Source organism: Rathayibacter sp. PhB151, assembly GCF_004366415.1.
GTDB lineage: Bacteria > Actinomycetota > Actinomycetes > Actinomycetales > Microbacteriaceae > Rathayibacter > Rathayibacter festucae.
In genome coordinates this window covers 137,297-159,087 of the sequence record NZ_SOEN01000006.1, presented here as the reverse complement: position 1 = coordinate 159,087, position 21,791 = coordinate 137,297, and the positions used below count along the sequence as shown (strand labels likewise).

Sequence of the window (21,791 nt, the reverse complement as noted above, 5' to 3'; positions counted from 1 at the left end):
TCAACCGATGGTCGCGCTCTCCTCGCAACGGGTCATCGCCTGTGCCGGCTTGTAGTGGTCAATGCCATGGCGGGGCTGTATGCCGGCGTTGTGCCAGTCAGGCGGTGACCTTGCTCGACGCCGATCACCTTCGACGAGGAGGGCGGCCGGGTTTCGGTTCACAAAGCACAAGAATCGTGGCGCCGTTTTGCTCAGGCTCGGAATGCCGTAAACAGCCTGTTCTGTCGAAGTCACACGCCTCTCCCGATTCAGTCATGAGATGACTCGGATTGTGGCGGTCTGATCAGGGTGGCAAAGGGCGCGATTCGGGTCAATGATGTAATTGCGCCATTCGGGCACAGAGCTGCCAAAGAGGAATGAGATGCGCCAATTAGCGCGAAAATCGACCCTTCGTTCTCGGGTTCGACGGTCCTGCGCCCTTTCTCGTGGCGGGAGACATCGCTGGCGCTGGCGTGTTCTCCTCGCGGCGACTCTTTTCAGCCGCTCCTCGAGGTACGCCACCAGGCCGTCCAACGGCGGCGTCGGGGGTGGTCAGAGGTCCGCGCCACTCCCGGAATCGCTGCTCGCGGAGGCGCTCCGATGACGAGAGCTTCCTTGATCTCGCGGCTCGAATGCGCCGTGATGCTGCCGTAGGTACGGGCTGTCTCGAGGCGCTGATCGAAAGCCTCATCGAGTGCGCTCAGTGCACGTGGCTCAGCGCAGTGCCTCGCCGTGGAACTCGGCGCGGTACTCCGAGGGGCTGGTGCCGTTGATGGCGCGGAACTGGCGGGAGAAGTAGAAGGCGTCGGAGTAGCCGACGGCGCGGGCGATGTCGGCGATCGAGGCGTCGGTGGTGATCAGGAGCTCGCGGGCGCGGGCGCTGCGCAGGCGCTTGACGTACTCGACGGCGCTCATGCCGGCCGCCTTCTTGAAGAGGGCGGAGAAGTGCGACGTGCTCATGCCGGCGAGGGTCGCGAGCTCGGTGATGCTGGTGGGGGAGTCGAGGTGCTCGCGGAGGTGGTCCTGGGCCATGCGGATTCGGTCGCCCGACTCGAGGGTGCCGCGGGTGCGGTCGGAGGCGAGCTGGGCGAGGAGGTTCCAGGCGGCGCCGCTCGCGGCGTAGAGGCTCGAGTCGGTCTCGTCGCGCTCGAGGGCGGCGACGGCGTGCTCGATGAGGGTCTTCGCCGAGAAGGCGTCGCGCGCGGTGACGACGGGGGACGTCCGCTCGTGGACGACGGCGGAGATCAGGGCAGCGGCATCGGCGCCGGCGACGTGCAGCCACCAGATCGTCCACGGGTCGGCGAAGTCGGCCCAGTACCGGTGCGGGGTGCCCGCGGCGATGACGGCGACCTCGCCGGGGTCGACCCGAGCGGTCGAGTCGGCGATCGAGACCCAGCCCCGGCCGGCGGTGCAGAGGATCACGACGGCCTCCCGCGTGCCCTCGGGGCGGCTGCGGCCGTGAGCGGCGGCATGCGGGAAGTGTCCAGCATCGGTCACGAGCAGGCGCTCGGTGATCGGGGCCGCGAGCGCCTCGGCCACCCGCGGTTTGGGGAGGACATGCAGGCGCTGGCCGAGGAAGCCGTCGGGGATCAGCATGCCGACGAGTGTAGGTCAGGGCAGAGGATCGTCCAGCTTTTGGCGTGCAACGTTTCATTGGTCGGCGCTCCGCGCGTGCCTAGGCTTTCGGCATGCTCACTGCGGAGTACCCCTCGTCCCCCTACCAGCCGGTACCGCTCGCGGATCACCTCCCCGAGCGCCTCACGATCACCCTCTGGGACTTCTCCTGGTACGTGCGCACCGGACCGGGCGAGCCCTTCGAGGACCTCGACGCGGCCTTCGCCGGCGCGGTCGAACGGGGGTACAACACGATCCGCATCTGCGCGATGCCGTTCCTCCTGTTCGAGTCCGGTCTCGACACCCGGGAGCTCCGGCTCGGGCCGCTCGGCGGCTCCTACGCGCAGCGGGTGCGCTGGTACGACGTCGCCGAGCCGACCATGATCGACGCCCGCGCCCACCTCCTCGCGCTGTTCGCGGCGGCGAAGCGGCACGGGGTGTTCGTCATCCTCTCGTCCTGGGAGTACCAGCAGTCCTCCTCCTTCGCGCTCGAGCGGGACTGGTTCGACGCGCTGATGGCGGTGCCGCCGGAGGACCGCGCCGAGCGGCTCGCCGAGGCGCAGGCGGCGCTCGTCGGCTTCCTCACCGAGCACGACCTCGACGACCGGATCGCTTTCGTCGAGCTGCACAACGAGGTGCAGGCGGGGCACCTCACCGAGGGTCTCGACTACGACCGCGCCGACCTCGACGCGGCGACGCTCGCCCTCACCCCGCGCCTCACCCGCGGCATCGACCGTTTCCACGAGCTGACCGACGGCGTCCCGTGCTCGGTCAACTACGCGCACGTGCCCGTCGGCGGGATGCGCGGGATCCCGTGGAACTCGGACGTGCTCGTCCTGCACCCCTACATCTACGGCGTGCTCAACGAGTTCATCGCCGCCTTCGCGCTGCGCAGCCCGATCGAGGAGTTCGAGCAGGAGCTCGCCGCCGAGGCCTTCCTGCTCGAGGGCGCCCCGCCCATCGCCGAGTGGACGCTCCCCGCCGAGGACCAGTGGAAGCTGACCGCGACGATCGTCGGCAAGGGCGAGATCTACGCGCACGACTGGGGCGACGCCGAGCGGATCGACCGCTGGCTGTACGAGCGCTACGGCGCGCACCACCTCGAGATGCGCTCGACGCTGAAGATCTGGATCGCCGTCGCCGCCGACCAGGCCGCCCTGCGCGGGGTGCCGCTCGTCTTCGGCGAGGGCTGGGTCGGCTACACGCCGCTCGAGGGCCGCTTCGAGGAGGGGCCGATCGGCGCCGAGTACTGCCGGCTCGCCATGCGCGAGTCGCGGCGGGTCGGCGCCCGGGGATCGATCGTCTGCTCGAACGGCGCTCCCCAGCACCCGATGTGGGACGACGTCGCCCTGCAGCGCGAGTGCAACGAGATCTTCGCCGCGCCCGCGTAGGCGGACCCGGCGACGGCACGACCAGCACGATCCACCACCGGCACGATCCGCCACCGGCACGACCCACGACCAGCACGACGGCACCACCAGCACCGCAGCACGACCGGCACCACAGCACAGCACGGCCCCCGGTTTCACGGAGTCAAGGAGGACACCATGACCAACGAACAGCGATTCCCGAACCTCACCCGACGAGGCTTCCTGTACGGCGCGACCGCGCTCGGCAGCACCGCGCTCCTCACCGGCTGCATGGGCGGCGGCGGGGGTGGCGGCGGCGCGGGCGGCGGCGGGATCGTCCTGCAGTCCTCCCTCTCCGACCCGGCCCCGAAGGCGGCCCTCGAGGCACTCGTGAAGAGCTACTCGAGCGGCTCCGTCACCCTCAACACGGTGGCGATCGAGCAGTTCCGTGCGCAGCTCTCCACCTATCTCACCTCGGGCAATCCGCCGGACGTGCTCACCTGGTACGCCGGCTCCGTCGCCCGCGACTACGCCGCGCAGGACCTGTTGCTCGACCTCTCCGACCTCTGGACCGGCGACGGCGCCGCGGCCGGCTACTCCGCCGCGCTCAAGGACCTCTCGACCGACGCGAGCGGCAAGCAGATCTTCCTGCCGACGAACTACTACTGGTGGGGCGTCTTCTACCGCAAGTCGGCCTTCGAGGAGTGGGGCGTGGAGGTGCCCACCACCTGGGACGAGTTCATGGCCCTCTGCGAGACGCTGCAGGGCCAGGGGATCGTGCCGCTCTCCAACGGCATCGGCTCCACGCCGTGGATGGCGTCCGGCTGGTTCGACATCCTCAACCTCCGCGTGAACGGCGCGGATTACCACAAGGAGCTCCTGGCCGGGAAGTCGTCGTTCGACTCGACCGAGGTCAAGAACGTCATGAAGTACTACGCCGACATCGTGCCGTTCATGGATCCGAACGCCCCCTCCTACGCCTGGCAGGACGCGGTCACGCCGCTGGTGCAGAAGAAGAACGCGATGTACCTCGTCGGCGCGTTCATCAGCCAGAACATGCCGGAGGGCGAGGGCGACGACCTCGACTTCTTCTCCGTCCCGGTGATCGACGCGAGCATCCCGACCGCGGAGGAGGCGCCGACCGACGGCTACTTCGCCAGCGCGAAGACCAAGGACGCGGACGCCACCAAGGCGTTCCTCTCCTACCTCGCCGGGGCCGAGAGCCAGTCCGCCTACATCGAGGCCTCGCAGTCGTCGAACCTGCCGACCTCGCCCGACGTCGACACCTCGGTGTTCTCGCCGCTGGTGCAGAAGGGCGTCGCGCTGCTGGCCGGCACCGAGCAGATCACCCAGTTCTTCAACCGCGACTCCTCCGACGACCTGCAGACCACGGCCGACGCGGCGCTCACCAAGTTCATCGCCCAGCCCGGTGAGGTCGACAGCATTCTGAAGGAGTGGCAGACGGCGGCCGACAAGGTCTTCAACCCGTGACCGGGACGACCAGGGCGGCCGCCGTGGAGCGGCCGCCCGCCCCTTCGCCGGAGACGCAGCCGGAGCCGCCGGCCCGCCCGCTGGTCCGGTCCGGGAAGGGGCGCCGGATCACCCGGGTGCCCGCGGTGGTCTGGCTCTTCCTGCTCATCCCGCTCGCGGTCGAGCTGGCCTGGGTGTTCTGGCCGGCGATCAACTCCTTCTACCTCTCGCTCACCCGGTGGAACGGGATCGGCGAGCCGGAGTTCATCGGCCTGGAGAACTTCACCGACCTCGGCTCCGACCCGATCTTCGCGACCGCGCTGGTCAACAACGTCATCTGGGTGGTCGGCTTCGGCGGGCTCTCCGTGGCGATCGGGCTGGCGCTCGCCGTCGCGCTGAACAAGCCGCGGCGCGGGGTCGGCATCTACCGCAGCGCGATCTACTTGCCGATGGTCTTCTCGCTCGCGGTGACCGGCCTCTTCTGGCGGGTGATCTACCAGCCGGACGGCGTGGTCAACAGCTTCCTCGGCGGGATCGGCCTGGGCGACCTCGAGCGGCAGTGGCTCGCGGACCCGACGCTCGCGCTCCACGCGGTGCTGGTCGCGGCGGTCTGGCGGCAGTGCGGCTACATCATGGTGCTCTACCTGGCCGGGCTGAAGGGCGTGGACCCGAGCCTCGAGGAGGCCGCCCAGGTCGACGGCGCCTCGCGGACGCAGCGCTTCTGGCGGATCGTGATGCCGCAGTTGAAGGGCGTGAACGGCGTGGTCTTCGCGGTCACCGTGATCGACTCGCTGCGCACCTTCGACATCGTCTGGGCGATGACCCGCGGCGGGCCGTACAACTCGACGCAGCTGCTCTCGACCTACATGTTCCAGGAGAGCTTCACCGTGCTGAACCTCGGCTACGGCTCGGCGATCGCGGTCGTCATCTTCCTGCTCGCGATCGTCTTCATCATCAGCTACCTCGTGCGCGCCACGAAGGAGGAGGACTGAGATGGCCGTCATCGCTCCGGTCGCGCCCGGTCTCGCCACACCGACCCTCCCGCGCCGCAGGGTGAAGGGCTCGTGGATCTTCCACGCGATCATGGCGCCTGTCGCGCTGCTCTGGGTGCTGCCGATGCTGTTCGTGCTCTTCGTGGCCGTCCGCAGCTTCGACGACATCACCGGCAACGGGCTCGGCGCCCTGCCGGCGAGCTTCAGCTTCGACGGCTTCGTCACGGTGTTCACGGCCGGGCTGGTCGGCGAGGCGCTGGTGAACAGCCTGATCGTCACGGTCTTCACCGTGTTCCTCTCGCTGCTGCTCGCCTCCTGGGCGGCGTTCGCGCTCAGCCGGTTCCACATCCCGTTCCGCCGGGGGATCCTGCTGCTGATGCTGGCGGGCAACCTGCTGCCCCCGCAGATCCTGCTGATCCCGGTCTCGCGGATCACCGAGAGCCTGGGCATCTACGACACGCTCTTCGCGCTGATCGTGGTGCAGGTCGGCTTCGGGCTCGGCTTCTATACCTTCGTGCTGCACGGCTTCATGCGGTCGATCCCGGCCGAGATCTTCGAGGCGGCGCAGGTCGACGGCGCGGGGGTCCTCCGCACCTACTGGCGGATCCTGCTGCCGCTGTGCCGGCCGTCGCTCGCGGCGCTCGGCGCTCTCGCGACGACCTGGATCTGGAACGACCTGATCTGGGCGGTCACTGTGCTGCGGACCGAGACGAACTTCCCGATCACGGCGGCGCTGCTCAACATCCAGGGCGGCTACGTCAGCCAGTGGAACGTGGTCGCCTCGGGGGCGGTGGTCGCGGCGATCCCGACCGCGATCGTGTTCTTCGCGTTCCAGAAGCAGTTCGTCTCGGGGCTGATGGTGGGCTCGAGCAAGTAGGGGAAGGCACGAGGAGAGGGCCGGCTGTTCGCAGCCGGCCCTCCTTCGTGCGTGTGGTGCGCGCGGCGCGTGACGCTCCGCTCAGTCGCGGTGGAAGAGCAGCAGCGCGGGCAGGCTCGTGGCGAAGTAGTCGGTGGAGCCGTCCTCGAGCGTCGCCTGCGGGGCGTCGAAGCGGGGACGCGCCTCGCCGAGCGTCGACGGCGGCGTCGCCGGCTCGAGGCCGAGCGCGGCGCGGGCCGCGTCCCAGGCCGCGAGGGTGCGGCCCTCGCCGCCCTCCCACGGCTGGAAGCGGCGCGACTCGAGGAGCGACAGCGCCTCCTGCGCGCGGCCCGCGGCGATCAGCAGACCGGCGTACTCGACGGTCAGGTCGTCGCGGGAGAGCGTGAGCTCGTGCTCGTCCTCGAGGCGCTCCAGGCGGTCGGCGGCGGAGTGGCCCAGGCGGTCGGCGAGCTGGTCGAGCTCGTAGAGCAGGCGGGCGTCGTGCGGGGCGAGCTCGCGGGCGCGGAGGTAGTGCGCCCAGGCGGCGGCGTCGTCGGCCTCGTCGTTGTAGGCGGCGAGGCCCGCGTTGCGGTGGGTCACGGCGTCGGCGCCGCCGTCCGCGATCGCGCGGCGCCAGTGCTCGGCGGCCTCGGCGCGGCGGCCGGCGTCGTAGAGGAGCATGCCGAGCAGTGACCGCGCGGTGCTGTCGGCGGGGTCCGCCGCGACCGCGGCGGTCAGCGCGTCGTGCGCGTCGAGGCCGGCGGGGAAGGCGCGGGTGAGATCGAGCGCGCTGGTGTCGATGGTCTCGCCGAGCCGGGCCAGGAGGTACGCGGCGATCGGCGCGGCGTTGCCCGCTCCCGAGGTGCCGGCGTTCCCGCCGGCGACGGCGCGGAGCAGTCGGCGGGCCTCGCCGGTCTCACCGAACGAGGCGAGGTCGAGCGCGACGTCGATGCTCTCGTGCGCGTCGGCGGGGTCGGTGCCGGTGAGGGTGCGGGCGAGCTGGTCGAGCGGATCCAGGCGCAGGGTCTCGTGGAGGGACCGCTCGGCCTCGTCGACGCGGCCGAGCGCGCGGAGGCAGACCGCGCGCAGGGCACGGGTGCGGAGGTCGTCGGTGTCCAGGCGCAGCGAGGTGGCGAGGTCCTCCAGCGCCGCGGCGTGGTCGCCGGCGGCAGCGGAGAGCCTCGCGCTCTCGAACAGGGCGGCGTGCGCCCACTTCCCGTCCCAGGCGGCCTTGCCGAACGCGGCGGCGGCCTCGGTCGTGCGGTCGAGGCGGCGCAGGATCAGCCCGCGCAGATAGAAGGCCTCGGTGTCGGCGGGGTTGCCGTTGCGGGCGGTGAAGCGGCGGATCGCGGCATCGGCGTGCGCGAGGGCGTCGGCGTACTCGCCGCGGCGGTAGGCGTGGTCGGCGAGGGCGAGGTGCACTCGCGCGTCGCCGGGATCGCGGCGCAGCGCCTCCTCCCAGTAGGGCAGCGGCGAGCGGGTCGGGTGCCGGTACTGCGCGAGGTGGACGCCGACGAGGTAGAGCTCGTCGACGGAGGCGGTCTCGGCGGGTGGCAGCGGCTCCGTCGCGACCTCGGGCTCGGTGTCGTCGAACTCCGTCGGCACCTCGTAGGCGAGGACGGTCGAGCCCTGGGCGACGACGGTGACGCCGAGTCCCTCCGGGCCGGTGCGGGTGGTCGGCAGGTCGGCGAGCAGCGGCTGCCCGGGCTCGAGGTCGACGGTCCACTCGTGCAGGACGGTGCCGTCGGCGCGCAGCGTCACGGTCGCTCCGGGGATGCGGCGGGTCGTCGCGACACCCACGTGGACGCTCCCGGCCTCGACGTCGAGGTGCACCGCCGCGTCGCGTGTCGCCTGGTGCGCCACTCCGATGCCGCTGATCGGGTACCAGTACTGCGAGAAGGTCTTGGTCTCGCCGGGCATGAGCCAGGAGAAGTCGGGCTGGTTGTCGGTGTAGACGCCGGCCATCAGCTCGACGTAGGGGCCGTCGGCGTCGGTGAGCTGCGCGTCCCAGGCGTGCCCGAACGGCGCGTCGCCCCAGGTCCACTGCTTCTTGCCGGGGGCGAAGCGGCGGTCGGCCCAGTGCACGAAGCCCGCTCCGGCGCGGTGGTCGTAGCCGCCGAAGAAGGAGTCGTCGGTGCGGACGACCATGTAGGAGGTGGGGACCGGGATGTTGCGGTACCAGTCGATCCGGTCGGCGGGCGGGCCGTCCTTCGTCGATCCGTCACCGCGCTCGGCCGCGAGGGCCGGGTAGTCGACGCCGTAGTAGGGGCGGTCGGCGGCCGGGAAGGCGGTGATGGCGCGGCGGGCGTGGTCGGCGACGTAGCGGACGTCGCGCGGGAAGAACGACTGGTAGTCGTCGTGCACCCGCGCCGCGACGTTCGCCCACCAGAGGAAGGTGTGCCGCTCGCTGGTGCGGTTGTGCAGGCGGACGTCGAGCTCGACGAGGCTGGACTGTGGGCGCAGGCGCACGCCGTGCAGGCCCTTCATCCGGCTGAACGGGTCGTGGTCGCTGCACCAGACGACGACCGAGCCGTCCTCGGCGCGCTCGAGGCTCCAGGCGGTGGGCAGGTAGGTGCCGGGCCGGTGGTGCTGCGGCCAGTTGAACTCGACGCCGCCGCTGATCCACGGACCCGCGAGGCCGACCAGCGCCGGCTTGATGACGGTGTTGCGGTAGAAGAAGTCGTAGCCGGTGGTCTTGTCGTAGCCGGAGTAGATCCGGCCGCCGAGCTCGGGCAGGACGACGACCTGGACGAACTCGTTCTCGAGGACGACGACGCGCCACTCCTGGTCGACGGCCTCGGAGGCGATCCGGTCGATGAAGGGCAGCGGATACACCCGCCCGCTCGAGCCCTGGTAGACGCGGCGGTCGAGGAACATCGGCAGCTGCACCGGCTCCTCGGGGGTGTAGGTCGGGAGGGTGATCGTCGTCTCCCAGACGGCTGCCGCGCCCTGCGCGAGGAGGTCGGCCGCCGCCGGCGGGGGCGCGATGAGCTGCGAGGCTTCTGCGATGACTGCCATGGGACGAGGGTAGAGAGCGCGGCGAGGGCGGAGGAATGGGCGATCGGCCGGGTCCCCTGGACGATTCGCGGGCGACGCCTCTTCTCGCTGACCGCTCCACCGCGTGTTGCGCGCGCAGGCCTGAACGAACCTGCTCAGTCCGAGTCGATGCCCCAGCGGAACTCGGCGCGCTCGCCCGGCTCCAGCCAGCGGAGGCCCTCGCCCGAGTTCAGGGCGTCGGGCGGGGCGGTCATCGGCTCGATCGCGATCGCGGGTGGACGCCGGTCGCGGTCGATGTAGAGCTGCAGGGCGGTGAAGGACGCGTCGGCCCAGAGCGCGGTGCGGCCGTGGCCCGGGGCGCTGAGGTCGGCGCGGACCGTGCCGTCGGGGTCGCGGTCGAGAGCGGTGAAGCTCGCATGCCAGGGTGCGTCGCGCTCCGGGACGCCGGCGCGGAGGTCGAAGGGCGTGCCCGCGACCGGGCGGCGCTCGCCGGTGGGCAGGTGGCGCTCGTCGAGGACGAGGCGCTCGCGGGCGGGGAGGCGGATCGTCGACTGCTGCGCGTCGCCGGCGCGGAGGTAGGGGTGGACGCCGAGCGCGACCGGGGCGCTCCTGCTCGACTCGTTGACGAGGACGTGGCGGGCGTCGATCCCAACGGGGCGCAGCCGGTAGCGGACGCTGGTGGCGAGGGTGAAGGGGTAGCCGGGCGGGGAGTCGAGGCGGGCGTGCAGGACGAGGCTGTCGGCGGTGCTCTCGCCGACGCGGTAGCGGGTCGTCGCGAGGAGGCCGTGGTTGGCCGAGCGAGTCGCCGGGTCGGTGATCGCGAGCTGCTGGACGGCGCCGTCGAGGAGCCAGCGGCCGTCGCGGACCCGGTTCGGCCAGGGGACGAGCACCGCGCCCGCGGCTCCGGGCGGCTGGTCGCCGTCGTAGGGCTCGACGAGGGCGCGGCCGCGCACCGCGAGGGTCCGGATGCTCGCGGCGACGGAGTTGATCGAGGCGCGGACGGAGCCGTCGGCGCTGACGAGCTCGATGTCGGGCATTCAGACGGCTCCGATCGGGTGCTCGAGAGAGCTCGCGGAGGGCATGCTCGCGAGTGTACGGGCGGCTCGCTCGGCGGGGTGGATTCCGGTGCGCCGAGCGCCTGCGTCTTTCGAAGGTCTGGGACGGGCCTTCCGGTCGGCTCGGTGCGGAGAACCTCCGTCACGCGCACGATCTCGCGCCAGAACAGTGGGATCGCTTGTCCGCATCACCCGCCTTCGACTTCAATACGTGTATGGCGTTCACGACGGAGATGGACCCTTCACAGACGGAGTCACCGACATGAAGAGATCGACGAAAGCACTGGCGACCGGCGGTCTCGTGGCCGCGCTGATTTTCGGAGCGACCGGTACCGCGTATGCCGGAACGAAGAACATCGCCTTCAACGAGACTCTTCCCCGCTTCCAGATCGCCGGGTGGACGAACAGCCAGACCAAAGAGGTGTCGAATCTTGCCGGCCATGTGAACGTCGGAACCGTCGGTGACGACTACTCCGTCGACGTCGAACTGTGTCAGAGCCTTCTTCTCGTCTGCACTGACAAGGTGCGGGGTCTCCGCGATCGAGACGACGCGAACCTGCCCAACGGTTTTCCCGCGGGCGCCGAGGTCAGGCTGCAACTGCATGTCGGAAGCTACAACTTCGTGCAGGTCCAGGTTCAGGGAGCCTGGCGCAGCAACTAGCACCCGGCATGCGAGAGCTGCCGACTCGTCTCAACAGGATTCGGCGCGGCGCGGAGCGGAAGGAATCATCAGTGACGTCTCGGGGAGGGCGATCCGCTCGCAGTCTGCTCGGGCAGGTACAGCGAGAGCTCGTCAGACGGCGATGGCACGTCACGCTGTGCGTCGCAGGAAGCGTGGTGCTGGCGGTGATCGTCCAGAGGATCTTCGCCGACGCGCGCTCCGTCTTCCGTGACGACGGTGATGTTCTGAGTTCACTTCTCGGCTCGCCGATGACGGTCGTCTTTCCGTTGCTCGTCACCCTTGTGGGTTCGCTGCCGTTGGCGAGAGACGTCGCGAGGAGAGGTGTCGTCAACGAACGGCAGCGACTGTCCTACGCCACCCTCATATCGAGCAAATTCGTCGCTGCGGGGCTTCTGTCCTCGGTCGTCTTCTTCCTCTACGGTCTCGCAGCGACCCTCATCGCCTCAGTCGCTTGGCCCCTCCTCGGACACCCAGGGGTCGATGCTTCGGTGTATTCGAACGTCACTCCGTTCGAGCAGCGCACGACTTTCGCCGATCTCAGCGGGGGGAGCGTTCTGGTCTTCGGGCTGCTGATGTCGCTCTGGTTCGCTTTCGCGGCGGCGGTCTACTCGGTGCTCACGTCGGCGAGTCTGGTCCTCGTCCCGAACAGGGCCGTCGCCCTGCTCCTGCCCTTCGCGCTGTATCTCGGGATGACCGTCGTCCTCTCCGTTCTCCATCGGCCGGCCCTGACGCCGATGTTCTCCGTCTTCCCCGCGGGTCTCCAGCAGTCCCCGTGGCCGATCGCAGCGTCGCCGACGATCCTCACCGCACTCGGGGCGGCCGCGCTCTGGGTGTTCATCCTGCGGCGGCCGAGCGAGAGCAGGCACCTCCTGTGACGGCGCAGAGACTCACCGCACTGGTCTTCCTCGGTCTCACAGGGTCGTACGCCCTCTACGCGCGCTTCTTCGAGGAGACGGCGACCGGCCGGTCGCCGGGTGTCTGGGACCTGCTCCTGACGGCGGCCGCCGATCCCTACTACCTCGGATTCGTCGTCGTTCCGCTGTGGCTGGTTCTGTCGGCGCTGCGGGCGACCCGGACCGCCTCGCCCGGAGCGCTGCTCCGCCACGGGTCGCTCCTCCGAGCCTGGGGCGGGACCCTCTCGGGACTGGCGACGCTGTACGCGAAGGCGGCGGCGGCTGCCCTCGCCGTCTGCCTCGTCTGCGGTGCGGGTCTGCAGCCGACGTCGTTCGCGCCTCCGGAGAGCGTCGCCGCCGTCTTCCGAGCGCACGGCTTCGCCCCGGTCGCTGCCATGATCGCGCAGGTCGGCCTCCTCGGAGCGTCGCTCTGCGCGATGGCCGCTGTCGTGGTGTCCGTCCGCCTGCTCTCCGGCAGGGCCGCCGCTGCCTGGGCGTCGGTCGGCGGGCTCTTCCTCTGGGTCGTCCTCTCGGTGCTCGCTGTCGTTCCGCCGAGTGCGCCCCTCAGCGCGGCCGCCTTCCTCGACGTGGCGGTCGGACTGGAGAGGACCTCCCTTGTCGGGACGGCATCGAGGCCGATGATCGTCCTCCTCGGCGTCGGACTGCTGGTGAGATTCGCCGCGCGGGCCTCGAGCCGTGCGGACCGGGTCGCCGTCTCCGCTCTCCTGTCGGTCTCGGCGCTGCTCGTCCTCTTCTCCTTCCTCCAGGCGTCCGCCGGCCGGGACCTGCTCGAGGTCGCCGGTCTCCTGGTGCCGAGTCCGCTCGGATCGATCGCGGAGTCGATGCAGTACCTACTCGTCTTCCTCCCGTTCCTCCTGGCCGGCATGATCGGCCGGGGGTCGCCGACACCTCAGCGCGAGCTTCACGAGCTCATCAGAGTCGGGAGCCGGGCGGCCCGGCTGCGGCGCGAGGTCGTCCGGAGCTCGGCCGGTTCGTTCGCGGCGTGGACGGTCGCGGCTCTGCTCGTGCTCGCCGGCGTCCTCTGCGCGGCCCGGGGACTCGTCCCGCCCTCGCAGGAGTGGATCGCGGTGGCGGGTGCCGTCGCCGCGGGTGGAGTGTGCGCGGCCCTGTACGGCAGCGTCGGGGTCGTCCTGCGCTGCTCGCTCTCGAGTGTTCAGCCGAGGTTCGTCGCCGTGTGCCTCTTCGCCGTCGCCGTCGTCCTGTCCCGCTCGATCTCCCCTCACAACCCGTTCCTCCTCGGCGGACTCGCCGACGACGGCCTGGGCGATGACCGGATCCCTCTGCGGATCGCCGTCCTCGTGGCGTCCCTGCTCGCCCTGTTGCCGCTGGGAAGCGTCGGCTTCCTCGCCCGCACTGCACGAAGAAAGGTCGTGGCCCGATGGATGTGATCACCCTCGCCGAGGTCGGCAAGAGCTTCGGCCGGAAGGAGATCCTGCGGGACGTGTCCCTCCGGATCGAGGACGGGCGGACCTACGGGCTCGTCGGACCGAACGGCGCCGGCAAGTCGGTGCTGCTGCTCCTGATGTGCGGTCTGCTGCGACCCTCGAGCGGCACCGTGGCGATCGATCCGGCGTACCTCTCCCGGGGTCGGGACTATCCCGATCGATTCGGCGTCTCGATCAACGGCCCGGGCTACCTGGCAGGCAGGAGCGCTCGCCAGAATCTCGCCGACCTCGCCGCCATCCGCAAGCAGGTGGGCGAGGACCGCATCGACGAGGTCCTCGAGCAGGTCGGTCTCTCGCCGACGTCGCCGCTGAAGGCGCGGAACTTCTCGCTGGGCATGCTGCAGAAGCTCTCGCTCGCGCAGGCGCTGCTCGAGCACCCCGCGGTCCTCCTGCTCGACGAGCCGTTCAACGCCCTCGACGCGGAATCGGTCGAGCGCCTGCGCGAGATCCTCGTCGCCGAGAAGGCGAAGGGCACCACCATCGTGTTCACCAGTCATCGCGACAGCGACATCGAGATGCTCAGCGACGAGGTGCTGAGGGTCGAGGGCGGCCGCGTGACGAACGGGTGACGACCGTCTGATCGTCGAGCAGCGCGGGTCGGCGAGGTCCTTCCGGCCCGGCGTCCGGATCCGGCCGGCTAGGACCGCGGGATCGCCTCGAGCTCGGCGACGACGAGGTCGGGCCGGGAGAGGAAGGGATGGTGGCCGGTCGGCAGGTCGATCGAGCGGGTGGCGCGCTCGGCGTGGACGCGCTGGAGGCCGACCGAGGTGCTGCGGTCCTCGGTGCAGACCAGGTACGTGGAGTCGACGCCCTGCCAGCCGGCCACGGAGGTCGGGGTGGTGAAGGCGGCGATCGACTGGGTGGTGACCCGCTCCCAGGCGGCGCGCTGCGTGCTCTCGTCGGCGTCCTGGAGGAAGCGGCGGCCGAACGAGGCGGCGTCGTAGCCGGCGACGCCGAGCGTGCCGTCGTCGCCGGGGGCGATCGAGACGGGGTCCGTCTCTCCGGCCATGATGTCGCCCTGCGCCGAGCCGATGTCGGGGAGGTAGGAGGAGACGTAGACGAGATGGGCGACGGCGGCGTGCGCGCCGGCCTCGGCGACGACGGTGCCGCCGTAGGAGTGGCCGACGACGATCGCCTCGTCGTCGGCGAGGTCGTCGAGCGCGGCGCGCAGGGCGGCGGCGTCCTCGACCAGGCCGGCGCCGGCGCGGTCCGCCGCAGACTCGCCGCAGGAGGGCAGGGCGACGGCGCGGCTCGCGACACCGGTGCGCTCGAGGAGGAGCTCGGCGGTGCGGTGCCACCACCAGTCGCCGTCGCGGACCAGGGCGCCGTGCACGAAGAGCAGTTCCATGGCAGGAGTCTGCCCGCGATCCTCCGGCGGCGCCTCCCCGGAGGACCCGAGTCCGCTGACAGCGGAGCGCGGGGGCGACCCCTGGTCGGAGCGGGCGCTCTCGGCTTCCGGAGGGTGTTCCACCGGGCTTCGCTCAGGAGGGCCCGCCACTATCGAACCTGTTACCCGACGGAAGGTCCCCTGTGAGCACTCTCAAGCGCATCCTCAGCATGGCGTCGAAGGCGCTCGACTCGAAGAGCTCGTCGAGCTCCTCCTCGCGCCCCGCGACCGGCGGCGGGACGGACTGGCGCGACATGGTCCGCTCGGCGGCGAACGCGGTGACGGGCGACTCCCGCGCCGCTTCCTCGAGCACGGCCGCCTCGAACCCCTCGGCGACCCGCACCCCCACTCCCGCGTACGGCTCGCCGCACCCCTCGGTCCGCCCGCAGGACGCCCGGCCCGCCGCCGTCGCGCCGCAGGACCGCGCGGCGATCGCGCGCTACGACTACCTCCTCCGCACCGCCGACCCCGAGCAGCTGGAGCAGGTGCACCGCGACGCGTTCGCCAAGCTGACCCCGGCGCAGCGCGCCCAGGTCGAGGGGCGCCTGCGCGACGAGCTGCCCGCGAACGAGCAGCCGCGCTCCTCCGCCCCGGACGATCTCGCCCGCGCGGCGACCAGAGGCGAGGCGCACAACCCCGGCTTCCTCAAGAAGATGTTCTCCAAGCCGGGCACGAAGGGCGCGCTGGCCGGTGCCGGCGTGGGCGCAGTCGCCGGCGTTGGCCTGGGCGCCGCGGGCGGACTGCTCGCGGCGGTCGCGGGCGGCGCGGTGCTCAGCAGCGTCGCCGGTCCACTGCTCGCGCAGGCGGCCGGCATGGGCGTGGACTTCGAGAACCTGGCCGGCGGGCTCGGCGAGTTCGGCGATCTGGGCGAGTTCGGCGACATCACCGGCGGCGCGGGCGAGTTCGTCTCCGGCGCCGGCGAGCACGTGTCGGGGCTCGGCGAGCAGGTCTCGGACTTCGGCTCGAACTTCGAGATGCCCGATCTCGGCGGGCTCGGGAGCCTCTTCGACCGCTGAGTCAGCGGGCGCGGCGCCGCACGAGGAGTGCGAGCGCCGTGCCCACCATTCCGAGGAGTGCGAGCGCGGCGCCGGTGATCGCGACGGCGGTGGTCGACCAGTCCGGCGCGGAGTCGACGACGGTGCCGTCGAGCAGCTCCCAGCGGCAGGTGCCGCCGAGCGGCCACCAGGACCAGGAGCCGGCGACGAGCGAGCCCTCCTCGGCGGGGACGCGGCCGACGCCGGCGAGGCAGACGTCGTCGAAGCCCTGAGCGGCGAGGGTCGAGTACTGCAGGGCGACCAGCCCGAGGAGTGCGAGGCCGACGACCAGCGCCGTGAGTGCGGTCAGCAGCGCAACGCGGCGCGGGGTGAGGAAGCGGCGTCTCGCGGGGGCGGGGGTCGGCGCGCTCATCCGTCGATGGTGTCATGCGGCGGCTGGGAGGTGCCGGCCGCGCGTTCTGCAGGTGATCCCGGGGCGGGAGCGCGTTCCGCCGCGTGGCGGGCTCCGGAACGCTCCGATCGCCTGCAGAACGGACCGGCGGTGACCGGGCGGAGGTGGTGGCGGCGGGTGGCGAGGGCGGAGGGGGCTCAGAACCGGTGGCCGGCGAGCCGGAGGGTGAGAGCGAGCAGCAGGGCGGTCGCCGCCAGGCCGACCGCGACGAGGAAGATCCGCGGGTCGTAGCCGGTGACCGCGAGGGGCAGCAGGGCGCCGAGGACGGTGCCGATCTGCACCACCGCCATGTAGGCGCTGGCACCCGCGCCCGGACCGCCGCCGCTGGTCCGCTCGAGCAGGAGCAGGCCGATGCTCTGGTAGCCGGCAGCGGCGACCGCGTAGACCGCCTGCGAGACGAGCAGCGCGGGGTAGGACTGGTCGCCCGCCAGGATCGAGAACGCCAGAACCCCGGCCAGTGCGACGACGGCGAGCGTGAGCACGCTGCCGCGGGCCGAGCTGAGCCGGGTCAGCGCGGGCAGCGCGGCGAGCTCGAGGACCGCGGAGGCGAGCAGCACCGGCGGGACGTGGGCGGCGGGGACGCCGGAGGAGACGGCGAAGAGCGGCAGATAGATCGCGCGGAGAGTGTCGACCGACTTCAGCAGTGCGACCAGCGCGAGGGCCGCGACGAAGACGAGGACGAGGCGCGGGCGGGCCGAGGCGGAGGCGACGCGGGCGTCCGGCTCCACCGCGGGGGTCGACGGGCAGCCGGTCGCGCAGAGGGCCGTCAGCACGGCCGCGGCGACCGCGGCGAGCAGGGGATCGAGACCCGCCTGCGCGAGCAGGGCGTAGAGGATCAGGCCGAGGATGTACCCGGAGATGAGCACCGCGCGCAGCCGGGCGATCGACGACTCCTGAGCTGCACCGCCGCCCCGAGCGGCGACGCGGCCGAAGAGCTGGGGCACGAGGGTGCTGACGAAGAGCATCAGCGCGCCGCCCAGGTAGAGCACGACGACGTGGCCTCCGCTGGCGCGCACGAGCAAGAGTCCGGCCGGGACCGCGAGCGAGGTCGCGAGCAGGGCGGACCTCGGGTAGCCGGCCCGGCGGATCCGGGGCACGAGGAGGGTGTTGTAGCTGATCGCGATCGCGGCGTTCACGACGAAGAAGACCGCGATCTGCACCTTGCTGAGTCCGGCGGCGTTCAGGGCGACGGGCACGCCCACGGCGGTGATGCCGCCGAAGACCGCGTTGCCGAGCAGTGCGCCGGCGAGGGGCCGGGGGAGCCGGGGCGCTGCGGCCGCCGTCGTCGGGAGGGCGTCGCTGGTCACTCGCACTCCTCCGGGCGCGCCCGGATCCACTCGACGCGGCGGAACCGGGGTCCGCAGCCGTGATCGGGGATCCTCCGGTCGGCGGATGCCGACCCTCGGCTCGGGAGGAGACGCTAGCCGCGACCGCACCCTGCTCGGAGTCCGCTGGCGCGGGGTACGCGGTCACCGCGTGTCTCGGGGCGCACCGCCGCGGCGCCGGGCACGTCGGAACGGCGACTGCGAGGATCCTCAGGGGTTCGGCGACGTACCCTCGGACGCATGGGGTTTCTGTTCTCGCTGCTGACCGTCGTGCTGATGGTGCTGGCGCTCGTGGATGTCGTGCGTCAGCCGGACAACGTGGTCCGCAATCTGCCCAAGATCGTGTGGATCCTGCTGATCGTCTTCATCCCGCTGATCGGCGTGACGATCTGGTTCCTGCTCGGGCACGACTGGAAGAAGGGCGAGGGCGCGTCCTTCGTGCCGGGTGGGCGCACCCGCCGGCCCCGTCGCTCGAAGACGCCGCCGCCGCCGACCATGGTGGTGCGGCCGCCGACGAAGAGCACCGAGGAGCAGCTCGCCGACCTCGAGCGCGAGGAGGCGCACTACGCGCGGCTCGCCGAGGAGCAGCGCCGGCTCCGCGAGGGCGAGCGGCCGCAGGACGCCTGAGGCGTCGAGCGGCCGCGTCCCGCGCTAGCCCGCGGCTCCGAAGTTCGACGCCGACCACTGCACCGAGGCGATCTTCGCCTGGCCCGCGATGCTGGGGTGGAAGTAGTCGGTGGTGCCGATCAGCGCCTTGGTGACGGGAGTCGCGGTGAGCGCGCCCCCGTCGTAGTCGCAGAGGGTCCCGGCGGCGGTGCACGCCTGCTGCAGGGCGGTGTTGTACTGCGTCGTCCGGGTCTTCGCAGCGGTGGCGGAGGCCGAGGCGGCGGTGGTGCTGAGGCGACCGCCGGTCGCGCTGACGCCGCGAGTGGTGCGGCAGAGGTTGCCGGAGGACCAGATCACCGAGCCGAAGCCGCCCTTGACGACGGCCCACTCGGCGGCCACGTTCGGCATCGAGGAGAGGACGATCTTCGCGGCGGGCCAGGTGCTGCGGATCTTCGTGATCGCGGCGCTCGCTCCGGTGCTGAAGGCGGCGGCCGTGGTCATCGTGTAGCCGTCGGCGGCGACCGGGTTCTTCGCGGAGCAGAGGTCGTTGCCGCCGATCAGCAGGGTGACGACGTCGGGGCGGACGCCGGCGGCGACGGCGGCGTCGATCCGCGCGGGGACGCCGGCGATCAGGTCGCCGGTCTGCGCGAAGTTCGCGGTGGTCACCGTGGTCCCCGGGTTCGCGGTGCGCAGGCGGCTGGCGAAGGAGTTGACGGTCGCGTTCGTGCCGGTGGACCAGTTGTTGCGCGGGCAGTCCGCGAACTGGCCGCAGGTGCCGTAGGCCTGGGTGATCGAGTCGCCGAGGCTGAGCACGGACAGGGTCGGGGTCGCGGCGGAGGCGGCGCCCGCGGGCACCACCGCCGCGGCCAGGGCGAGCACGGCGCCGACGGCGAGCGCACGCACGCGGCGGCTCCCGGTGCGGCGCGGGCGGAGGGAGGTGGGGAGGCGCATGAGGGGAACCGCTCTCGGTCGGGGGACGGCGGTGGGGGCCGCCGATCCTGACGTTAGGCCTGCGCGGTCACCGGCGGTCCTGCGCGCGTGGCCCCAGAACGGGGCCCGCCGAGCCCTGACCTGTCAGGCGGGCCGATCGCCGATCAGCCGCACCCGGCTGAGCGCCCAGACGAGCGCACCGGAGAGGACGAACGCGACCGCGACGATCAGCACCGCGATCGCGACCGCGCCGTAGCCGTTCGCGGGGTCGAGGAACGGGTACGGGACCCAGCCGTCGGTCGCGCCGCGGACGAGCACGACGATCAGCCAGATGATCGGATAGACGGTGACGACCCAGAGGCGGCGCCAGGGCAGGGCCGGCCGGTCGGCGACGAGCAGCCAGTCGAGCAGTCCGTAGATCGGGAAGACCACGTGCAGCACCGTGTTGGCCCAGGGCAGCGTCACTCCACCCGCCGTGCCGATGAGCAGGGTGTTGTAGACGATGCCGACCACGAGGATCCAGCTCGTCGCCGCTCCTCGGACGAGCGTCAGCAGCGGTCTCTGCGGTCGGCCGGCGAGCGCGACCGCCGCGGTGATCAGGAGCACGATCGCCAGGAGGATGTTGCCCTGGATCGTGAAGTAGCCGAAGAAGTTGACCGGCACGATCGGCGTCCGCGAGGCGGTGTCGAGGGCGGTGCCGACGACGGCCGCGAGGACCGTCAGGGCGACGGCGAGGCGCAGGAGGGCGACCGGGATCCGGATCGCGCGCGTCCCGAGGGCGGGGGAGGGCTGCGTCATCGCACGAGCGTAGCGAGCGCGGGGCCGGGGCGCGCCCGGCGGGTAACCTGATCCGATGCTCACGATCGGTGTCGACCTGGCCGCGGAGCCGGTGCGGACGGCGGTCGCCGCGCTGGAGTGGGGCGGCGGCCGGGCGGTCGTCCGCTCGCTGGTGCTCGGTGCCTCCGACGACGACATCGTCGCGGCCTCGCGGGAGGCGACGACGATCGGCATCGACTGCGCGTTCGGCTGGCCTCTGGAGTTCGCCGCGTTCGTCTCGGCGCACACCCGCCGGGAGGTCTCGCCGCGGACGCTCGCCGGGCGGGACTGGCGGCGGCGGCTCGCCTATCGGGAGACCGACCGGGCCGTTCAGAAGGTGACGAAGAGGTGGCCATTGAGCGTGTCCACCGACCGGCTCGGCATGACGGCGATGCGCTGCGCCGAGCTGCTGGACGCCTTCGCGGCGGCGGGCGAGGACGTCGACCGTTCCGGGGGCGGTCGGCTGGTCGAGGCGTACCCCGCGGCGGCGCTCCGACTCTGGGGAGTCGACACCACCGGCTACAAGACGCGACCCGAGGCGGTGGCGCTCGCCGTCGAGGCGCTGCGACGGGCGGCGCCGTGGCTCGTGCTGCCGGCCGACGCGGCGGCGCTGATGGCGCGCTCGGACGACGCCTTCGACGCGGTGATCGCGGCACTGAACGCCCGCGCCCACGCCCTCGGGCGGACGGTGCCGGTGCCGGACGAGCTCCAGGGGGCCGCGCAGGCCGAGGGCTGGATCGCCCTGCCGACGTGTCGGTTGGACGAGCTCGCCGGCTGAGGCGTCAGGCGGACAGCTTGCGGTCGGCGGCCGAGGCGAGCGCCTCGGCGGCGCGCTCGGCCTCCTCGACTGTGGCGAAGGGGCCGGTGAAGGCCCCGGTCAGGACGGCTCGTCCGGGTTCGATCTCGAGTCGGAAGCGGGGCAGCTCCGCCCCGGGAACGACGACGATCCGGACTCCGTTGCGACTCCATCGTGCGGGCTGAAGAATGGGGATCTGGGTCATTGGTGCTCTTTCGCGTGCATCGTGCTCGGAAGGCTTCCGCCTCGACCGTGCGTCCCCACGCTAGGTCCGCGGGTGTCCTTCCCGAACGGGGTTGACCTCCCAGGTGCGCGGAGGTAGTCACCGACGGGACACCGTGTCCTGCCTCTCGGCGGCGAGGGCGGACTCGAGCTCGTCGTCGAAGGAGGAGTCCTCGTCCGGCTCGCCGCGACGGGGAAGCGGGGCGGTGAGACCGCGCCGCACGCGGAACCGGTGGCCGAGCACGATCCCCAGGAGCGCCAGGAGGAAGACGGCGAGTCCGGTCCCGGCGATCGGGATCGCGACCGTGCCGAGCGCGCCCGGGACGGCGTCGCCCTCGTCGGTGACGGTGAGGGTGACGCGGATCGACTCCGGGACGCCCTGCGCGTCCTGCTCCCGCACGATCCGGTCGAGGAGCGCCGACGTCGCGGCGCGGGAGAGCTCGACGGCGCGGGCGGGATCGAACGAGGTGCCGATCACCGAGAGGAAGGGCAGGGTGAAGCGGCCGCCGTTCGACTCGTCGCCGCGCGGCTGGGTGGTGCGGCGGACGGCGCCGACGCCGTCGCCCTCCTCGAGCGGACCGGCCTGCTCGGCGACGGCGGCGCGGACCTCCTCGCCGCTGGCGAGGTAGGCGTAGATCACCGCGGTGTTGCTGAGGTCGCTGAACTGGTCGTCCTCGACGCCCGGGATGCGCTCGACCCCGGGGATCTGCGCCGCGTAGGGGTTCTTCGGGCCGCCGCCGAGCAGCACGGTCACGGCGGCGCTGTGCTCGCGGTCGCCGCGGAGGGTGAGCCCCTCGTCGGTGACGGTGAAGTGCACGGCGGTCGCGACGATCACCGCGAGGACGGCGCTCGCGACGACGAGGAGCTTGCAGCGCCAGAGGACGAGGAGGTAGGTCGGCATTTCCACTGC

The 21,791-nt window shown here is 71.8% G+C and carries 21 protein-coding genes; 11 read left to right on the top strand and 10 right to left on the bottom strand.

The window, feature by feature from the left end; all coding sequences use genetic code 11:
- Positions 1–693: 693 nt before the first annotated feature.
- On the bottom strand, positions 694–1,575 hold the full coding sequence (locus tag EDF35_RS01315; protein ID WP_243839807.1) for an AraC family transcriptional regulator: 882 nt from the start codon (positions 1,573–1,575) through the stop codon (positions 694–696).
- Positions 1,576–1,667: 92 nt separating this feature from the next.
- On the opposite strand from EDF35_RS01315, the gene EDF35_RS01310 reads away from it, so the two are divergent.
- The 4 genes from EDF35_RS01310 (at position 1,668) to EDF35_RS01295 (ending at position 6,281) form a co-directional block, all read left to right on the top strand.
- Positions 1,668–2,984, top strand: coding sequence for a cellulase-like family protein (locus EDF35_RS01310; protein WP_133960531.1), 1,317 nt, complete (start codon positions 1,668–1,670; stop codon positions 2,982–2,984).
- Positions 2,985–3,140: 156 nt separating this feature from the next.
- Positions 3,141–4,433, top strand: a complete 1,293-nt coding sequence (locus tag EDF35_RS01305; RefSeq protein ID WP_123733821.1) for an ABC transporter substrate-binding protein — start codon at positions 3,141–3,143, stop codon at positions 4,431–4,433.
- The gene (locus EDF35_RS01300; RefSeq protein WP_243839806.1) at positions 4,430–5,404 is read left to right on the top strand and encodes a sugar ABC transporter permease; all 975 of its coding nucleotides are present in this window, start codon (positions 4,430–4,432) and stop codon (positions 5,402–5,404) included. The genes EDF35_RS01305 and EDF35_RS01300 overlap by 4 nt, the downstream gene beginning before the upstream one ends.
- Position 5,405: 1 nt before the next feature.
- A complete protein-coding gene (locus EDF35_RS01295) occupies positions 5,406–6,281 on the top strand; it encodes a carbohydrate ABC transporter permease (RefSeq protein WP_208322996.1) in 876 nt (291 codons plus the stop codon).
- A gap of 81 nt (positions 6,282–6,362) precedes the next feature.
- Here the strand turns inward: EDF35_RS01295 and EDF35_RS01290 are convergent, their stop codons facing one another.
- Complete coding sequence (locus EDF35_RS01290) at positions 6,363–9,278, bottom strand: DUF5107 domain-containing protein (RefSeq protein WP_133960530.1); 2,916 nt, start codon at positions 9,276–9,278, stop codon at positions 6,363–6,365.
- 134 nt (positions 9,279–9,412) lie between these two features.
- On the bottom strand, positions 9,413–10,294 hold the full coding sequence (locus tag EDF35_RS01285) for a galactose mutarotase (RefSeq protein ID WP_133960529.1): 882 nt from the start codon (positions 10,292–10,294) through the stop codon (positions 9,413–9,415).
- 280 nt (positions 10,295–10,574) lie between these two features.
- Here EDF35_RS01285 and EDF35_RS01280 point away from each other — a divergent pair, with 280 nt between their 5' ends.
- From EDF35_RS01280 to EDF35_RS01265, 4 genes are all read left to right on the top strand, one after another.
- Positions 10,575–10,973: a hypothetical protein gene (locus EDF35_RS01280; RefSeq protein WP_123733824.1), complete on the top strand. Its 399-nt coding sequence runs from the start codon at positions 10,575–10,577 to the stop codon at positions 10,971–10,973.
- Between the two features lie 176 nt (positions 10,974–11,149).
- Positions 11,150–11,869, top strand: coding sequence for a hypothetical protein (locus EDF35_RS01275; RefSeq protein WP_123702406.1), 720 nt, complete (start codon positions 11,150–11,152; stop codon positions 11,867–11,869).
- Positions 11,866–13,296 carry a hypothetical protein gene (locus EDF35_RS01270; protein ID WP_133960527.1) on the top strand — a complete coding sequence of 477 codons (1,431 nt, stop codon included), beginning with the start codon at positions 11,866–11,868 and terminating at the stop codon, positions 13,294–13,296. The genes EDF35_RS01275 and EDF35_RS01270 overlap by 4 nt, the downstream gene beginning before the upstream one ends.
- Positions 13,287–13,922: an ATP-binding cassette domain-containing protein gene (locus EDF35_RS01265; protein ID WP_133960526.1), complete on the top strand. Its 636-nt coding sequence runs from the start codon at positions 13,287–13,289 to the stop codon at positions 13,920–13,922. The genes EDF35_RS01270 and EDF35_RS01265 overlap by 10 nt, the downstream gene beginning before the upstream one ends.
- A 68-nt stretch (positions 13,923–13,990) precedes the next feature.
- Here EDF35_RS01265 and EDF35_RS01260 read toward each other — a convergent pair whose 3' ends face one another.
- Positions 13,991–14,701 (bottom strand): alpha/beta hydrolase, encoded by a 711-nt coding sequence (locus EDF35_RS01260; RefSeq protein WP_133960525.1) that lies wholly within the window; start codon positions 14,699–14,701, stop codon positions 13,991–13,993.
- A gap of 182 nt (positions 14,702–14,883) precedes the next feature.
- Here EDF35_RS01260 and EDF35_RS01255 point away from each other — a divergent pair, with 182 nt between their 5' ends.
- Complete coding sequence (locus tag EDF35_RS01255) at positions 14,884–15,756, top strand: cation-transporting ATPase (protein ID WP_133960524.1); 873 nt, start codon at positions 14,884–14,886, stop codon at positions 15,754–15,756.
- Position 15,757: 1 nt separating this feature from the next.
- Here the strand turns inward: EDF35_RS01255 and EDF35_RS01250 are convergent, their stop codons facing one another.
- Entirely contained in the window at positions 15,758–16,147 is a 390-nt protein-coding gene (locus tag EDF35_RS01250) for a hypothetical protein (RefSeq protein WP_133960523.1), read from the bottom strand.
- A 176-nt stretch (positions 16,148–16,323) separates the two neighbouring features.
- Positions 16,324–17,493, bottom strand: a complete 1,170-nt coding sequence (locus EDF35_RS01245; protein ID WP_133960522.1) for a hypothetical protein — start codon at positions 17,491–17,493, stop codon at positions 16,324–16,326.
- Between the two features lie 258 nt (positions 17,494–17,751).
- Here EDF35_RS01245 and EDF35_RS01240 point away from each other — a divergent pair, with 258 nt between their 5' ends.
- On the top strand, positions 17,752–18,138 hold the full coding sequence (locus EDF35_RS01240) for a PLD nuclease N-terminal domain-containing protein (RefSeq protein WP_123445203.1): 387 nt from the start codon (positions 17,752–17,754) through the stop codon (positions 18,136–18,138).
- Positions 18,139–18,162: 24 nt separating this feature from the next.
- Here EDF35_RS01240 and EDF35_RS01235 read toward each other — a convergent pair whose 3' ends face one another.
- Positions 18,163–19,068 (bottom strand): GDSL-type esterase/lipase family protein, encoded by a 906-nt coding sequence (locus tag EDF35_RS01235; RefSeq protein ID WP_123733831.1) that lies wholly within the window; start codon positions 19,066–19,068, stop codon positions 18,163–18,165.
- Positions 19,069–19,191: 123 nt separating this feature from the next.
- Positions 19,192–19,845 (bottom strand): Pr6Pr family membrane protein, encoded by a 654-nt coding sequence (locus EDF35_RS01230; RefSeq protein WP_133960521.1) that lies wholly within the window; start codon positions 19,843–19,845, stop codon positions 19,192–19,194.
- A 55-nt stretch (positions 19,846–19,900) separates the two neighbouring features.
- Between EDF35_RS01230 and EDF35_RS01225 the strand changes: the two genes are divergently transcribed.
- On the top strand, positions 19,901–20,641 hold the full coding sequence (locus tag EDF35_RS01225) for a DUF429 domain-containing protein (RefSeq protein WP_133960520.1): 741 nt from the start codon (positions 19,901–19,903) through the stop codon (positions 20,639–20,641).
- Between the two features lie 4 nt (positions 20,642–20,645).
- On the opposite strand, the gene EDF35_RS01220 is transcribed toward EDF35_RS01225, so the two are convergent.
- Complete coding sequence (locus tag EDF35_RS01220) at positions 20,646–20,864, bottom strand: hypothetical protein (protein ID WP_123702425.1); 219 nt, start codon at positions 20,862–20,864, stop codon at positions 20,646–20,648.
- A 117-nt stretch (positions 20,865–20,981) separates the two neighbouring features.
- Positions 20,982–21,788, bottom strand: a complete 807-nt coding sequence (locus EDF35_RS01215; RefSeq protein WP_133960519.1) for a hypothetical protein — start codon at positions 21,786–21,788, stop codon at positions 20,982–20,984.
- Positions 21,789–21,791: the final 3 nt, after the last annotated feature.

Coding starts and splice junctions, on each gene's coding strand:
- EDF35_RS01315 (WP_243839807.1), bottom strand. CDS start 1,575: ATGCTGATCCCCGACGGCTTCCTCGGCCAGCGCCTGCATGTCCTCCCC.
- EDF35_RS01310 (WP_133960531.1), top strand. CDS start 1,668: ATGCTCACTGCGGAGTACCCCTCGTCCCCCTACCAGCCGGTACCGCTC.
- EDF35_RS01305 (WP_123733821.1), top strand. CDS start 3,141: ATGACCAACGAACAGCGATTCCCGAACCTCACCCGACGAGGCTTCCTG.
- EDF35_RS01295 (WP_208322996.1), top strand. CDS start 5,406: ATGGCCGTCATCGCTCCGGTCGCGCCCGGTCTCGCCACACCGACCCTC.
- EDF35_RS01290 (WP_133960530.1), bottom strand. CDS start 9,278: ATGGCAGTCATCGCAGAAGCCTCGCAGCTCATCGCGCCCCCGCCGGCG.
- EDF35_RS01285 (WP_133960529.1), bottom strand. CDS start 10,294: ATGCCCGACATCGAGCTCGTCAGCGCCGACGGCTCCGTCCGCGCCTCG.
- EDF35_RS01280 (WP_123733824.1), top strand. CDS start 10,575: ATGAAGAGATCGACGAAAGCACTGGCGACCGGCGGTCTCGTGGCCGCG.
- EDF35_RS01265 (WP_133960526.1), top strand. CDS start 13,287: ATGGATGTGATCACCCTCGCCGAGGTCGGCAAGAGCTTCGGCCGGAAG.
- EDF35_RS01260 (WP_133960525.1), bottom strand. CDS start 14,701: ATGGAACTGCTCTTCGTGCACGGCGCCCTGGTCCGCGACGGCGACTGG.
- EDF35_RS01250 (WP_133960523.1), bottom strand. CDS start 16,147: ATGAGCGCGCCGACCCCCGCCCCCGCGAGACGCCGCTTCCTCACCCCG.
- EDF35_RS01240 (WP_123445203.1), top strand. CDS start 17,752: ATGGGGTTTCTGTTCTCGCTGCTGACCGTCGTGCTGATGGTGCTGGCG.
- EDF35_RS01235 (WP_123733831.1), bottom strand. CDS start 19,068: ATGCGCCTCCCCACCTCCCTCCGCCCGCGCCGCACCGGGAGCCGCCGC.
- EDF35_RS01230 (WP_133960521.1), bottom strand. CDS start 19,845: ATGACGCAGCCCTCCCCCGCCCTCGGGACGCGCGCGATCCGGATCCCG.
- EDF35_RS01225 (WP_133960520.1), top strand. CDS start 19,901: ATGCTCACGATCGGTGTCGACCTGGCCGCGGAGCCGGTGCGGACGGCG.
- EDF35_RS01220 (WP_123702425.1), bottom strand. CDS start 20,864: ATGACCCAGATCCCCATTCTTCAGCCCGCACGATGGAGTCGCAACGGA.